Here is a 13,969-nt window from a genome sequence, read left to right as displayed (position 1 = left end):
CGGACCGCAGTTCCGCTTCCGGGGCGGCAAGGCTAGGATCGCCGGCACCAATAAGAAGAGGGAGCGCCATGGGCCATATCGATCCGACCAAGGAGATCTTCGCGCAATTCCGGGAGAACGATCGCCCCGGCCCGATCCACATGCTCAACCTGGTCCGCCTGCGCAAGGAGGCGGCCTATCCTGACGGTCGCAAGGCCAGCGGCGCGGAAGCCTATGCGGCCTATGGCCGCGAAAGCGGCTCGGTGTTCGAACGGCTCGGCGGCCGCATCGTCTGGCAGGGCAAATTCGAGCTGATGCTGATCGGCCCGCAGGAGGAACGCTGGGACCATTGCTTCATCGCCGAATATCCGAGCGTCGCCGCCTTCGTCGAGATGATCCGCGACCCCGTCTATCGCGAGGCGGTGAAGCACCGCCAGGCCGCGGTGGAGGATTCGCGGCTGATCCGGCACGCCGTGCTGCCGGTCGGGAAGAACTTTGGGGAGATACCGACCTAGATCGTTGGGTGGGTTAGCGCAGCGGACCGCGCTTCGCGCGTCCACGGGCTAACCCACCCTACACAGATCTAGCCCGACGGGCCGGTGTCCTCGATGATCGGTCCGAACAGCTCCCAGCGTTCGCCGTTGAACTTCATCATCTGCATCTGCTTGTTGACGCGGTAGTCGTTCGGGCCAGTGTTGATCTTGATGCCCGGCAGCGCCAGGCTCGGCGTGTAACCCTTGATATTGGCGGCCTGCTTCATGATGTTCTCACGCGTCAGATCGTCGCCGCATTGCTTCAAGACCTGCACCAAGAGCTCGGCAACCGAATAGGCGTAGGTGTTGATGGTGTTGAGCTTGTCACCTTCCGGGAAATACTTGTCCATGAAAGCGAAGAAAGCCTTCACGCCGGGATCGTCCTTCCACTGCGGGTCGCTCGGCTCCTTGCCGTAATTGGTCGAGATGATGCCCTTGGAAATGTCGAGGCCTGCCGGCTTCAGCGTCGCCGAAATCGGGCTCGCATTGATGTCGAGGATGTGCACCGGCGTCCAGCCGAGGTCGGCCAGCTTCTTGATCGCCTGTGCAGCGAACTTCGGCGTCGAGGCGTTATAGAACAGGTCGACGCCCATCGACTTCAGCTTCACCACCTGCGAGTCGACGGTGGGGTCGGTCACCTCGTAGGAGACCTCGCCGACGATCATGCTGGCGGCCTTGTTGCCGAGACCGCTCTTCAGACCGGCGAGATAGTCGCGGCCCATGTCGTCGTTCTGGTAGAGCACGCCGATCTTGGCGTTGGGATGATTGGCGAGAATGTATTTTGCGTAGATCCGCCCCTCGGACACGTAATTGGGATTGTAGGCGATGGTCCAGGGATAGTTCTGCGGATCGTTGAAGCGCGCGGCGCCGGTCGAGGCCAGCAGCTGAGGGACCTTCTTGCCGTTGAGGTATTTCTGCACGGCGGCGTTCGCGGCTGTGCCGATCAGCTGGAAGGTGAACAGCACTTCGTCGCCTTCGACGAGCTTGCGCACCTGCTCCACGGTCTTCGGCGGCGAATAGGCGTCGTCATACTGGATCAGGTTGATCTTGCGGCCGTTGATGCCGCCCTGATCGTTGATCATCTTGAAGTACGCGGCCTGGGTCTTGCCGATATTTGCGTAGACGGAGTAGGCGCCGGAGAACGGCACGGTCTGGCCGATCTTGATCTCGGTGTCGGTTGCGCCGGTGTCGTATTTCTTCTGGGCCAGGGCCTGGCTGGTCGAGACTGCGACGGCGAACGCCGCCGTGGCAGCTAGGAAGGCTCTTCGATTGTTCATTTTGGTTCGTTCCTCCTGACGGAATTTTAGGCCGATGGTCTTTCCCCGTTGATTGCAACGGTTGCCATCGCTGCCGAAGATTGTGGAGGAAGCTTCGCCGCAGTGCAAGGATCGCGGGGCCGCGCCGGAGCGTCTCAGGCGAGAAACATCGCAATCAGCGCGATTGCTGCCGGCAGCGCCTGCACGATCAGGATCCGCGTGCTGACGGTCGCCGCGCCATAGGCGCCGGCCACGATCACGCAGAGCAGGAAGAACAGCTTGATCTGGAACGCGAAGGCCGGGTTGCCGTGGAACAGGCCCCAGACCAGGCCGGCAGCGAGGAAGCCGTTATAGAGTCCCTGATTGGCGGCCAGCACCCTGGTGATCTCGGCCTTCTCCGGCGTGTTGCGAAACACCTTCAGGCCCAGTGGCTTGTCCCAGAGAAACATCTCCAGAATCAAGAAGAAGCCATGCAATGCGGCGACCAGCGCCACCAAAAGATTGGCGATCAGACTCAAGGTGAGCTCCCCCAAAGCATCAGCTTTCGGGTGGACGTTAGCACGGCCGCCGTGGCAAGTGCGATCGATGTGTTTCGATTGCTGGTGCCGCAATGTCCGCTCGATCAACCAAGGTGCCTGAACGCTTCGGTCTCGACCGCCTGGCGACGCCGATCGGGATTGCGCTGCTCGTCACCGATGCCGAGGGCAAGCTGCGCGCGCTCGACTGGGAAGACTATGAGCACCGCATGCGCGAGCTGCTGCGCCTGCACTATGGCGCGGTGGATCTGCGTGATCGGCCTGCGCCGTCGGACATGCGGACTGCGCTGTCGCGCTATTTCGATGGTGATCTCGGTCAGCTCCAAAGCATCGCATGGCGTATCGCCGGCACGCCGTTCCAGCAAAAGGTCTGGACCGCGCTCGCGCAGATCCCCGCCGGCACCACGATGAGCTACGGCGCGCTCGCCGCGAAGATCGACATGCCCAGGGCGATTCGCGCCGTCGGCCATGCCAACGGCTCAAATCCGATCAGTGTGGTGCTCCCGTGCCATCGCCTGATCGGAGCGGACGGTTCGCTGGTGAAGTATGGTGGTGGCCTCGAGCGGAAGAGATGGCTGCTGCGGCACGAGGGTGTGGAGGTATGAAGGAGGCGCGCCAACCTCTCCACTCGTCATTCCGGGGCGCGCGAAGCGCGAGCCCGGAATCCATATCCACCAGCTGTGGTTATGGATTCCGGGCCTGGCCCTTCGGGCCATCCCGGAATGACAAGAGGAGATGGTCGCGCGCGACTTTCCGCCCGCCTACGCCGCCGGCTGAACCGCCTTGTCGCCGGCCATCACATGGGTCAGCGCGCTCTTGATCGCGGCCTGGCGCGTCGGCGCGTTGATCTGTGCGCCCAGGAGGTCGGTGACGTAGAACACGTCGCGCGCGCGCTCGCCGAAGGTCGCGACATGGGCCGAGGCGATGTTGAGATTGAGCTTGGAGATCGCGGTGGTCAACTCGTAGAGCAGGCCGGGCCGGTCGAGCCCGGAGACCTCGATCACGGTGTAGCGATCGGACCATTGGTTGTTGATGGTCACTTCCGGCTCGATCACGAACGGCCTTGCCTTGCTGCGCACGGTGCGCCGCGCCACCACTTCGGGCAGGCGCAGCTTGCCCTCCAGCACGTCCTCGATCATCTCGCCGATGCGCGTGGCGCGCCGTCCCTCGTCCTCGTCGCGGTCGTATTCGCGCGAGATCGAGATGGTGTCGAGCGCGCGGCCGTCGGTCGTGGTGTAGATCTGGGCGTCGACGATGTTGGCACCGGCCGAGGCGCAGGCGCCGGCGATGATCGACAGCAGCCAGGGATGGTCGGCGGCGAAGATCGTCAGCTCGGTGACGCCGCGCACCTCGTCGAAACCGACATTGATCGCGAGCTTGTGGCCGGCCTGCTCGCTGGAGCGGACGAAACGGGCGTGCCGGATCTTGCGCGGCAGCTCGACCTTGAGCCAGTAGGCCGGATAGTGCCGGCCGATATAGGCGTCGAGCTCGTCGTTCGGCCATTCGGCGAAAGCCATGCGGAATTCGGCGTGCGCAGCGGCGAGGCGCTTGCCGCGGTCGACTTCCGAGAAGCCGCCGGTCAGCACCGGCTCGGTCTCGTAATATAGCGAGCGCAAGAGCTGCGCCTTCCAGCCGTTCCACACGCCCGGCCCGACGCCGCGGATGTCGGCGGTGGTCAGGATGGTCAAGAGCTTCATCTGCTCCACCGACTGTACCACGGCAGCGAAATTCTCGATGGTCTTGCGGTCGGAGAGGTCGCGCGACTGCGCGACCGTCGACATCGTCAGGTGCTCCTCGATCAGCCAGGCCACGAGCTCGGTGTCGGCCGGGCTGAAGCCGAGCCGCGGGCAGAGCCGCCGCGCCACCTTGGCGCCGGCGATGGAGTGGTCCTCGGGACGGCCCTTGGCGACGTCGTGCAGCAGCGTTGCGATGTAGATCACCGCGCGGTGCTCGGACCGGATCTTGCGGAACAGGTCGCTCGCCAGCGCGAACTCCTCGATGCCCCCGCGCTCGATGTCCTGCAGGAAGCCGATGCAGCGGATCAGGTGCTCGTCGACGGTGTAGTGATGATACATGTTGAACTGCATCATCGAGACGATCTTGCCGAAGGCGCGGATGAAGTGACCGAGCACGCCGGTCTCGTTCATCCGCCGCAGCACGATCTCGGCATTGTCCGAGGTCAGGATCTCCATGAACAGCCGGTTGGCCTCGGGATTTTCGCGCAAGCCCGCGTTGATCAGGCCGAGCGAGCGCGTCACGTCGCGCATCGCATCCGGATGGAAGGCGAGGTTGTTCTTCTGCGCGAGGCGGAAGATGCGGATCAGATTGACCGGGTCGTGCTTGAACACGTCGGGCGCGGCGACGTTGATGCGGTTGTTGTCGACGATGAAGTCGTCGCTGTCGGGGACGCGCCGCTTCACGGTGCTGGGTCGCAGCCGCGCCATCATCCGGCTCAGCACCGGCGCGGGCTTGGCCTGCTGGTCCTCGAGCTTGGCGCAGAGGATGGCGGTGAGGTTGCCGACTTCCTTGGCGACCAGGAAGTAGTGCTTCATGAAGCGCTCGACGTCCTGCATGCCCGGATGCGAGGTGTAGCCGAGACGTATCGCGATCTCTCGCTGGAGATCGAAGGACAGGCGCTCCTCGGCACGGCCAGAGTAGAAGTGCAGATTGCAGCGCACCGACCAGAGGAAGTCGGCGCAGCGGCGGAAGGTGCGATATTCCTGCGCGTCGAACACGCCGCGCCCGACCAGCTCGTGGGTATCGCGCACGCGGTAGACGTATTTGGCGATCCAGAACAGCGTGTGCAGGTCGCGCAAGGCCCCCTTGCCGTCCTTGACGTTGGGCTCGACCAGATAGCGCGACTGGCCGCCGCGGCGGTGGCGCTCCTCGCGCTCGGCGAGCTTTGCGGTGACGAATTCGGACGCGGTGCCTTGCACCACCTCCTTGTCGAAGCGCTCGACCAGCTCGTCATAGAGCGGCTTGTCGCCGGTGAGGAAGCGCGTCTCCAGGATCGCGGTGCGGATCGTCATGTCGCCGCGCGCCTGCCGGATCGATTCGTCGACCGATCGCGTGGCGTGACCGACCTTCAAGCCCATGTCCCAGAGGCAATAGAGGATCGCTTCGGCGACCTGCTCGCCCCAGGCGGTCTGCTTGTAGGGCAGGATGAAGAGCAGATCGATGTCCGATTCCGGCGCCATCAGGCCGCGGCCGTAGCCGCCGGTCGCCACCACCGCCATGCGCTCGGCCCCGCTCGGGATCGGCGAGCGGTAGAGATGGCGCGTCGCGGCCGAATACAGGATGCGGATGATCTCGTCCTGCACGTGGCACAGCCGCTCGGCGCAGCGGCGGCCGTGGCGGTCCTTCAGAAGGATCGCCTGGGCGGCGGCGCGCGCCGCGATCAGCTCCGCCTTGAGCAATAGCGCCATCGCCGTGCGGAACGCGTCCTCGCGCCCCTCGTGCTTCTCGGCAAGCGCATCGACCGCGGCGGTGATCCGCGCGGTATCGAAGCGCTCGTCCACCTGTGGCTTCTGCTCAGTCGCGACGCTGTCCATGTCTCACCGGATATAAGAGGTCACAGGCGCTGTCACGAGACATTCGCAAGGGGACGACCGGCGAGTTTGACCACGCCGATGAATCGGCTCCGACCCCGGGTATCGGTGCCTGGGGTAACGTCATGAATGTGCTCAGATTTTTTCATGAATCCCCGGCGGCTCATGACTGCCTCCACCAAACATGGGCTGACACCAAACCGATCGCGCTCTATACCGCTCGTCGATATCCCCGGGAGAGAACAACATGGACGCTGCAGAGCTGCGCCAGATGCAGGCCCCGATCAAGGAGCGCTACAAAACCGATCCCAAGGCTGCGCTGATCACGCTGAAGGCCAAGGGCTCCACCGATAGCGAAGGCATCGCCTGCAAGGTCGAGACCGGCCGCGCTATCGCGATGGCCGGCCTGCATCCGGGCACAGGCGGTTCCGGCCTCGAGCTCTGCTCCGGCGACATGCTGCTGGAGGCCCTGGTCGCCTGTGCCGGCGTCACGCTGAAATCGGTGGCGACCGCGATCGAGGTGCCCTTGAAGACCGGCAACGTCTATGCCGAGGGCGATCTCGATTTCCGCGGCACGCTCGGCATCGACAAGGAAACCCCGGTCGGTTTCGCCGAGATCCGTCTCCGCTTCGAGGTCGACACCGACGCCGCCCAGGACAAGCTCGACCTGCTGCTCAAGCTCACCGAGCGGTATTGCGTGGTCTACCAGACCATCAAGAACGGCCCGAAGGTTTCGGTGTCGATGCAGCGGATGTGACTCTCTTACCCTCCCCTGGAGGGGGCCGGGACGAGCGTAGCTTGCCCGTCGTCGATCGCGCGCAGCGCAAGCGGGGTGGGGTGATCTCTCCACTCGGGCACCGTATCCGTCGAGAGACTGTCACCCCACCCCGTCTCATATTCCGCTGCGCTCCATATGAGCCGACCCTCCCCCTCCAGGGAGGGTAAGAAGCCAAAATGTCCCTCGACCTCCACTTCCTCCTCTTCCTGCTCCTGCGCATGGCGATCGCGGCGGCGTTCGTGGTGACGGCGTCGATCATCACCGAACGCTCCGGACCGGTGATCGGCGCGCTGATCGCGACCCTGCCGGTCTCGGCCGGGCCGTCCTACGTCTTCCTTGCGATCGATCATGACGCCGCCTTCATCGCGCAGGGCGCGCTGGCGAGCCTGCCGGTCAATGCGGCGACGATCTTGATGTGCCTTACCTATGTCGTGCTGTCGCAGCGGCACACTCTCGTGGTGAGTTGCGGAAGCGCTTTCGCGGTATGGATCGGGATGGCTTCGATCATCCGACAGTTCGACTGGTCGCTCGCCGCGGGGCTCGCCGCCAATCTGATCGCGTTCGGCATCTGCATTCCACTGCTCGCGCGCTATCGCCACGTGAAGATGCCGCTGGTGGCGCGCCGCTGGTACGATGTGCCGATGCGCGCCGCGCTGGTTGCGACCCTCGTCGCCATCGTGGTTTCGACATCGAGCTGGATCGGCCCGCGCATCAGCGGCATCATTGCACTCTTTCCCGTGGTGTTCTCCAGCATCATGGTCATCCTGCATCCGCGCATCGGTGGACCGCCGACCGCCGCCGTGCTCGCCAACTCCGCCTGGGGCCTGCTCGGATTTGGCATGGCGATTGCGGTCCTGCACGTTGCAGTAGTGTGGTTCGGTTCCGCCGTCGGCTTGTGCATCGCGCTCGCAACCTGCGTGGCCTGGAATCTGACGCTGTGGAGAATTGGACGGCGCGCCTTGCGCCGCACGCGGCCGATGCCGTGAGACTACGGATATGCGCGATGCGACGTCGCGCGGAGAGGTGATTCACCCGTCGAATTCCCGACAGTAAAATTAGAACTTTGTTCGAGCTTTTGCCGTAGAGAATCAGGCTGCTCGCTCGCTTCCGTTGCTGTTCGTACAAAACGTAACGGAGCTGCATCCAACTCATCGGATCCGGGGAGCGCGATTGGAATATGTCAGCACTGCTGCACGATCAGTTCCTTGATACCGACGGGCACATCCCCCTTCGGCTCAATTTCGAGATGGAGATTTCCTGATGTTCGGTCGCAAGTCTCACGGTGATGCACAAGCGCGGCTCGATGCCATCGGCCGCTCGCAGGCGATGATCGAATTCAATCTTGATGGAACGATCATCTCGGCCAACAAGAATTTTCTCGACGCACTCGGCTACCGGCTCGAGGAGATCCAGGGCAAGCATCACTCGATGTTCGTGCCGGCCGACCAGCGCGACAGCGCCGAGTACAAGGCGTTCTGGGCCGCATTGAACCGTGGCGAGTATCAGGCGCGCGAGTTCAAGCGGATCGCGAAAGACGGCCGCGAGGTCTGGATCGAAGCATCCTACAATCCGGTGCTCGACGGCAACGGCAAGACGGTGATGGTCGCCAAGATTGCGACCGACATCACCGCGAAGAAGATCCGCAGCATGACGGACGCCTCCAAGATCGCTGCCATCAGCCGCGCCCAGGCCGTCATCGAGTTCAATCTCGACGGCACCATCGTCTCGGCGAACGAGAATTTCTGCAAGGCGCTCGGCTACTCGCTCGACGAGATCAAGGGCAAGCATCACAGCCTGTTCGTGGCCGACGCCGACCGCAACGGCCCGGCCTATCGCGAATTCTGGGCCGCGCTCAACCGCGGCGAATACCAGGCCGGCGAGTTCAAGCGGATCGGCAAGGGCGGCCGCGAGGTCTGGATCCTCGCCTCCTACAATCCGTTGCTCGACGAAAACGGCAAGCCGTACGGCGTCGTCAAGTTCGCGACCGACGTCACCGCGGAGAAGCTAAAGAACGCCGATCTCGCCGGCCAGATCGCGGCGATCGACAAGGCCCAGGCCGTGATCGAGTTCAACATGGACGGCACGATCATCACCGCCAACGCCAACTTCCTCGGTGCGCTCGGCTATTCGCTGGCCGAGATCAAGGGCCGCCACCACAGCATGTTCGTCGAGCCCTCCGAGCGCGACGGTGCCGGCTATCGCGAGTTCTGGGCCGCGCTCAATCGCGGCCAGTACCAGGCGGCCGAATACAAGCGCATCGGCAAGGGCGGCAAGGAGGTCTACATCCAGGCTTCCTACAATCCGATCCTCGATCTCAACGGCAAGCCGTTCAAGGTCGTCAAATACGCCACCGACGTCACCAAGCAGGTCCTGGTCCGCATGGGCAACGAGCGCGTGCGCGGCATGATGGAATCGGTCGCCGCCGGTTCGGAGGAGCTCAACGCCTCGGTGCGGGAGATCTCCGAGGCCATGACCAAGTCGCGCGAGACCGCGATGGGTGCGGTCGAGCAGGTCGGCGCCGCCGACGCGCAGGCCCAGCGCCTCACCGAGGCTGCGCAAGCCATGAGCGGCATCGTCGAGATGATCAACAACATCACCGGGCAGATCAACCTGCTCGCGCTCAACGCCACGATCGAATCGGCGCGCGCCGGCGAGGCCGGTCGCGGCTTCGCGGTGGTCGCTTCCGAGGTCAAGAGCCTCGCCAACCAGGCCAAGCAGGCGACCGACAAGATCGGCCAGGAGATCGGCAGCCTCAACAGCATCTCCGGCGACGTCGTCAGCGCGCTCGGCTCGATCAAGCAGGCGATCAACAATGTCAGTGAGTACGTGACCTCGACCGCCGCGGCGATCGAGGAGCAGAGCACGGTGACCAACGAGATGTCGACCAGCATGCAGCGCGCCGCCGCGGAAGCCGCGGCGATCGCGGCGAGGGCGTAGGGCCCCAACCACACTGTCATTCCGGGTTCGATGCTTCGCATCGCCCCGGAATGACGACCATTTCACTGCTTCGGCAGTCTTGCCTTCAACGCATACAGCGCGTCGAGCGCCTCGCGCGGCGACATCTCGTCGGGGTGCAGCGCCTTCACCGCCTCCACCAGCAGCTCCGCTTCGCTCAGTGGCGCGGCTTCAGTGGCGGCGCGCGAGGGCACCGCGAACAGCGGCAGATCGTCGACGAGCGCTCGCGCGGTCTGGCCGCGGTCCTGCGCTTCCAACTTCGACAGCACCGATTTGGCGCGCGTGATCACCGCCGGCGGCAGGCCCGCGAGTTTCGCTACCTGGATGCCGTAGGAGCGATCGGCCGAGCCCGGCAGCACCTCGTGCAGGAACACGACGTTGCCCTGCCATTCCTTCACCCGCACCGTGGCGTTGAACATGCGCGGCAGTTTTGCCGCGAGCGCGGTCAGCTCGTGATAATGCGTCGCGAACAATGTGCGGCAGCGGTTGCTCTCGTGCAGGTGCTCGATCGCGGCCCAGGCGATCGAGAGGCCGTCGAAGGTCGCGGTGCCGCGGCCGATCTCGTCGAGGATGACGAGCGAGCGCTCGCCGGCCTGGTTCAGGATCACCGCGGTCTCGACCATCTCCACCATGAAGGTGGAGCGGCCGCGGGCGAGATCGTCGGCGGCGCCGACGCGCGAGAACAGGCGGTCGACGATGCCGATCCGCGCGCGCGTCGCCGGCACGAAGCTGCCGATCTGCGCCATCAAGGCAATCAGCGCGTTCTGGCGCAGGAAGGTCGATTTGCCGGCCATGTTGGGACCGGTGAGCAGCCAGAGCTGGCCTGACTTCTGCGCCGGCGCGGGAGAGAGGTCGCAGGCATTGGCGATGAACGGCTCGCCGTTGCGCTTGAGCGCCTGCTCGACCACGGGATGGCGGCCGGCTTCGATGGCAAAGCTGAGCGAGCCGTCGACCTCGGGCCGCACATAGTTCTCGTCGACGGCGAGCCTGGCCAACGACGTCGCGACGTCGAGCAGCGCAAAACCTTGCGCGGCAGTGCGCAAATCGTCGCTGATCGCGAGCGCCTTGGCGCAGAGCCGCTCGAAGATCTCGAGCTCGAGGCCGAGCGCACGGTCGCCGGCATTGGCGATCTTGGCCTCGATCTCGCCGAGCTCGGACGTCGTGAAGCGCACCTGTCCCGCCAGCGTCTGGCGATGGATGAAGGTCGCGTTCAGCGGCGGCGACATCAGCTTGTCGCCGTGCTGGGCGGTGACCTCGACGAAATAGCCGAGCACGTTGTTGTGCCGGATCTTGAGGCCCTTCACGCCGGTTTGGTCGGCGTAACGGGCCTGCATCGATGCCACGACCAGACGCGAGGCGTCCCGCAGGTTGCGCGCTTCGTCGAGCGCGGGTTCGTAGCCCTGACGCACGAAGCCGCCGTCGCGCTTGATCAGCGGCAGCTGCTCGTCCAGCGCGCTGGCGAACTCGGCTGCGAGCGCGCGCGACGGCCTTTGCAGCGCCGCCATCACCGCCGCGATTTCCTGCGGCGGTTGATCCATTTCGGTGAGCCGCGTCAGCACCTGGTCGGCGGCTAGGATGCCGTCGCGGATGCCGGCGAGGTCGCGCGGCCCGCCGCGGCCGACCGAGAGCCGCGCCAGAGCGCGCGACATGTCGGGCGCGCCGCGCAGGATGCTGCGGATGTCCTCGCGCGCGGCGGAATCGGCCACGAAGGCGCTCACTGCGTCTAACCGCCGCGCGATCGCCGGCGCATCGGTCAGCGGCGCGGCCAGACGCTGCGCCAGCAGGCGGGAGCCGGCCGAGGTCACGGTGCAGTCGATCGCGTCGAGCAGCGAGCCGCGGCGCTCGCCGGCGAGGGTGCGCGTCAGCTCGAGATTGGCGCGCGTGGCCGGATCGATCGCCATGGTCGCGCCCGAGGCCTCACGCGCGGGCGGCGACAGCGGCGGATGCTTGCCGACCTGGGTGCGGTCGACATAGGTGACGGCGGCGGCCGCCGCGGTGGCCTCCAGGCGCGTCAGCTGCGCGAGCCCGTCCATGGTCGCGACGGCAAAATAGTCGCACAGCCGCTTCTCAGCGGTGGCGCCGTCGAAGACGTCGCGGGTCAGCGGCGTCACGGCCGGCAGTTCGCGCAGGATCTGGCCGAGCTCGTTGTCGCCAAAGAGCGCGTCGGTGACGATCGCCTCGTTCGGGTTGATGCGCGCCAGCGTCGCGGCGAGCTCGCCGCCGGAGACCTCGGTGACCATGAATTCGGCCGTCGAGATGTCGATCCAGGCAAGGCCGAAGCGGTCGCCGCCGGCGGAGGAGCGGGCGCGCGCGATCGCCAGCAGGTAATTGTTGGCACGCGCATCCAGCAACGTGTCCTCGGTCAGCGTGCCCGGCGTCACCAGCCGCACCACGCCGCGGCGCACCACGCTCTTGTTGCCGCGCGCTTTGGCCGCCGCGGGATCCTCGGTCTGCTCGCAGACCGCGACCCGATGCCCGGCGCCGATGAGACGATGCAGATAATCCTCTGAGCGCTCGACCGGCACGCCGCACATCGGGATATCCGCGCCCTGGTGCTTGCCGCGCTTGGTCAGGACGATGCCGAGCGTCCTCGAGGCGATCTCGGCATCCTCGAAGAACAGCTCGTAAAAGTCGCCCATCCGGTAGAACAGCAGCAAGCCCTGATGCGCCGCCTTGATCTCCAGATACTGCTCCATCATCGGGGTGACGCGCGCGGCAGCCTCGGCCTGCGGCGCGGGCGTGTCGTCGGGCGGCGGTGCTTGTATCGGCTGTTGCATGGTCATGGGCGGCGCAACCTACAAAATTTCGGCACCTGCTCCTATCGCTTTGGCCGGCAAGCGAAGGTTTTCCACGTTGTCCGCGTGGAGGCGCAAGCTGTTGCCGCATCCTCAGTCGTCATTCCGGGATGCGCCGGAACGGCGCAGGCCCGGAATCCATCGGGCCGCACGTCGCGTCGACAATTGGATTCCGGGCTCGCGCCAAGGCGCGCCCCGGAATGACGTCTGCCCCGCGAAACCGTCAATTGACCTGCCGCGGGCGCCCTCCTAAAACTCCGCCGACATTGAAGAATTTGGCCGGATCGCGGCATTCAGGGAGAACAACGATGCGTGACGTCTTTATCTGCGATGCCGTGCGGACCCCGATCGGCCGTTTCGGCGGCTCGCTCGCCAAGGTGCGTGCCGACGATCTCGCCGCAGCCCCGATCAAGGCGCTGATGGCCAAGCACCCCAAGCTCGACTGGGCGCAGGTGGACGAGGTGTTCTTCGGCTGCGCCAACCAGGCCGGCGAGGACAATCGCAACGTCGCGCGCATGGCGCTGCTGCTGGCGGGCCTGCCGGATTCGGTTCCCGGCCAGACCCTGAACCGGCTCTGTGCCTCGGGTCTCGATGCGGTCGGCGCCGCGGGCCGCGCCATTCGTTCCGGCGAGATCGAGCTCGCCATTGCCGGCGGCGTCGAATCGATGACCCGCGCGCCGTTCGTGATGGGCAAGGCGCAGGAAGCCTTCTCGCGCTCGGCCGAGATCTTCGACACCACGATCGGCTGGCGCTTCATCAATCCGCTGCTGAAGGCGCAGTATGGCGTCGACGCGATGCCGGAGACCGGTGAGAACGTCGCCGAAGAGTTCCAGGTCTCGCGCGCCGATCAGGATGCCTTCGCCATCCGCTCGCAGCAGCGCGCAGGCGCCGCGATCGCAGCCGGCTATTTCGCGGAAGAAATCACGCCCATCACCATTCCCGGCGGCAAAGCCGGTCCTGTTACGGTCGACAAGGACGAGCATCCGCGACCCGAGACCACGCTGGAAGGTTTGGCAAAACTGAAGCCGATTGTGCGCAATCCCGGCACCGTCACGGCCGGCAATGCCTCCGGTGTCAATGACGGCGCCGCCGCAATGATCCTGGCCTCGGAAGCCGCGGTCAGGAAGCACGGCCTGATGCCCCGCGCCCGCATCCTCGGTCTCGCCTCGGCCGGCGTGCCGCCGCGGATCATGGGCATCGGCCCGGTGCCCGCGACCCGCAAGCTGATGGAGCGTCTCGGCAAGAAGATCAGCGATTTCGACCTGATCGAGCTGAACGAAGCTTTCGCTTCGCAAGGCATCGCCTGCATGCGCCAGCTCGGCGTCGCCGATGACGCCGATTTCGTCAATCCGCATGGCGGCGCCATCGCGCTCGGCCATCCGCTCGGCATGAGCGGCGCCCGCCTCGCGCTCACCGCCGTGCACGGCATGGAGAAGCGCGGCGGCAAGCTGGCGCTCGCCACCATGTGCGTCGGCGTCGGCCAGGGCGTCGCGGTTGCGATCGAAAAGCTGAATTGACGATCTTTACCTCTCCCTCTCCCCGCTCTTCGCGGGGAGAGGGTTGGGGTGAGGGGTAGTCTCCGCAAAGAC

10 protein-coding genes are annotated in these 13,969 nt (G+C 65.3%); 6 read left to right on the top strand and 4 right to left on the bottom strand.

Annotation, left to right across the window (positions count from 1 at the left end):
- Positions 1-68 precede the first annotated feature (68 nt).
- Positions 69-494: a DUF1330 domain-containing protein gene (locus tag P0R31_RS25540; protein WP_275517068.1), complete on the top strand. Its 426-nt coding sequence runs from the start codon at positions 69-71 to the stop codon at positions 492-494.
- 68 nt (positions 495-562) lie between these two features.
- On the opposite strand, the gene P0R31_RS25535 is transcribed toward P0R31_RS25540, so the two are convergent.
- Together P0R31_RS25535 and P0R31_RS25530 are read right to left on the bottom strand one after the other, a co-directional pair.
- Positions 563-1,789 carry an ABC transporter substrate-binding protein gene (locus P0R31_RS25535; RefSeq protein ID WP_275517066.1) on the bottom strand — a complete coding sequence of 409 codons (1,227 nt, stop codon included), beginning with the start codon at positions 1,787-1,789 and terminating at the stop codon, positions 563-565.
- A 134-nt stretch (positions 1,790-1,923) separates the two neighbouring features.
- Positions 1,924-2,280 (bottom strand): DUF1304 domain-containing protein, encoded by a 357-nt coding sequence (locus P0R31_RS25530; protein ID WP_275517124.1) that lies wholly within the window; start codon positions 2,278-2,280, stop codon positions 1,924-1,926.
- 98 nt (positions 2,281-2,378) lie between these two features.
- On the opposite strand from P0R31_RS25530, the gene P0R31_RS25525 reads away from it, so the two are divergent.
- Positions 2,379-2,909, top strand: a complete 531-nt coding sequence (locus P0R31_RS25525) for a methylated-DNA--[protein]-cysteine S-methyltransferase (protein WP_275517065.1) — start codon at positions 2,379-2,381, stop codon at positions 2,907-2,909.
- 156 nt (positions 2,910-3,065) lie between these two features.
- On the opposite strand, the gene P0R31_RS25520 is transcribed toward P0R31_RS25525, so the two are convergent.
- Positions 3,066-5,855 carry a [protein-PII] uridylyltransferase gene (locus tag P0R31_RS25520; protein ID WP_275517064.1) on the bottom strand — a complete coding sequence of 930 codons (2,790 nt, stop codon included), beginning with the start codon at positions 5,853-5,855 and terminating at the stop codon, positions 3,066-3,068.
- Between the two features lie 244 nt (positions 5,856-6,099).
- Between P0R31_RS25520 and P0R31_RS25515 the strand changes: the two genes are divergently transcribed.
- The 3 genes from P0R31_RS25515 (at position 6,100) to P0R31_RS25505 (ending at position 9,567) form a co-directional block, all read left to right on the top strand.
- The gene (locus tag P0R31_RS25515; protein WP_275517063.1) at positions 6,100-6,609 is read left to right on the top strand and encodes an OsmC family protein; all 510 of its coding nucleotides are present in this window, start codon (positions 6,100-6,102) and stop codon (positions 6,607-6,609) included.
- Positions 6,610-6,806: 197 nt separating this feature from the next.
- The gene (locus P0R31_RS25510; RefSeq protein WP_275517062.1) at positions 6,807-7,616 is read left to right on the top strand and encodes a hypothetical protein; all 810 of its coding nucleotides are present in this window, start codon (positions 6,807-6,809) and stop codon (positions 7,614-7,616) included.
- 274 nt (positions 7,617-7,890) lie between these two features.
- The gene (locus P0R31_RS25505; RefSeq protein ID WP_275517060.1) at positions 7,891-9,567 is read left to right on the top strand and encodes a methyl-accepting chemotaxis protein; all 1,677 of its coding nucleotides are present in this window, start codon (positions 7,891-7,893) and stop codon (positions 9,565-9,567) included.
- Positions 9,568-9,629: 62 nt separating this feature from the next.
- Here the strand turns inward: P0R31_RS25505 and mutS are convergent, their stop codons facing one another.
- On the bottom strand, positions 9,630-12,368 hold the full coding sequence (gene mutS / locus P0R31_RS25500) for a DNA mismatch repair protein MutS (protein ID WP_275517058.1): 2,739 nt from the start codon (positions 12,366-12,368) through the stop codon (positions 9,630-9,632).
- A gap of 320 nt (positions 12,369-12,688) precedes the next feature.
- Here mutS and pcaF point away from each other — a divergent pair, with 320 nt between their 5' ends.
- A complete protein-coding gene (gene pcaF, locus P0R31_RS25495) occupies positions 12,689-13,897 on the top strand; it encodes a 3-oxoadipyl-CoA thiolase (RefSeq protein WP_275517051.1) in 1,209 nt (402 codons plus the stop codon).
- Positions 13,898-13,969 lie beyond the last annotated feature (72 nt).

It is taken from the genome of Bradyrhizobium yuanmingense, assembly GCF_029167105.1.
GTDB classification, from domain to species: Bacteria; Pseudomonadota; Alphaproteobacteria; order Rhizobiales; family Xanthobacteraceae; genus Bradyrhizobium; species Bradyrhizobium yuanmingense_A.
This window is presented reverse-complemented; position numbering and strand designations above follow the sequence as displayed.

What these genes read in the sequence shown, in the direction of transcription:
- P0R31_RS25540 (WP_275517068.1), top strand. Translation starts at nt 69, where the DNA reads ATGGGCCATATCGATCCGACCAAGGAGATCTTCGCGCAATTCCGGGAG.
- P0R31_RS25535 (WP_275517066.1), bottom strand. Translation starts at nt 1,789, where the DNA reads ATGAACAATCGAAGAGCCTTCCTAGCTGCCACGGCGGCGTTCGCCGTC.
- P0R31_RS25525 (WP_275517065.1), top strand. Translation starts at nt 2,379, where the DNA reads ATGTCCGCTCGATCAACCAAGGTGCCTGAACGCTTCGGTCTCGACCGC.
- P0R31_RS25520 (WP_275517064.1), bottom strand. Translation starts at nt 5,855, where the DNA reads ATGGACAGCGTCGCGACTGAGCAGAAGCCACAGGTGGACGAGCGCTTC.
- P0R31_RS25515 (WP_275517063.1), top strand. Translation starts at nt 6,100, where the DNA reads ATGGACGCTGCAGAGCTGCGCCAGATGCAGGCCCCGATCAAGGAGCGC.
- P0R31_RS25510 (WP_275517062.1), top strand. Translation starts at nt 6,807, where the DNA reads ATGTCCCTCGACCTCCACTTCCTCCTCTTCCTGCTCCTGCGCATGGCG.
- P0R31_RS25505 (WP_275517060.1), top strand. Translation starts at nt 7,891, where the DNA reads ATGTTCGGTCGCAAGTCTCACGGTGATGCACAAGCGCGGCTCGATGCC.
- mutS (WP_275517058.1), bottom strand. Translation starts at nt 12,368, where the DNA reads ATGACCATGCAACAGCCGATACAAGCACCGCCGCCCGACGACACGCCC.
- pcaF (WP_275517051.1), top strand. Translation starts at nt 12,689, where the DNA reads ATGCGTGACGTCTTTATCTGCGATGCCGTGCGGACCCCGATCGGCCGT.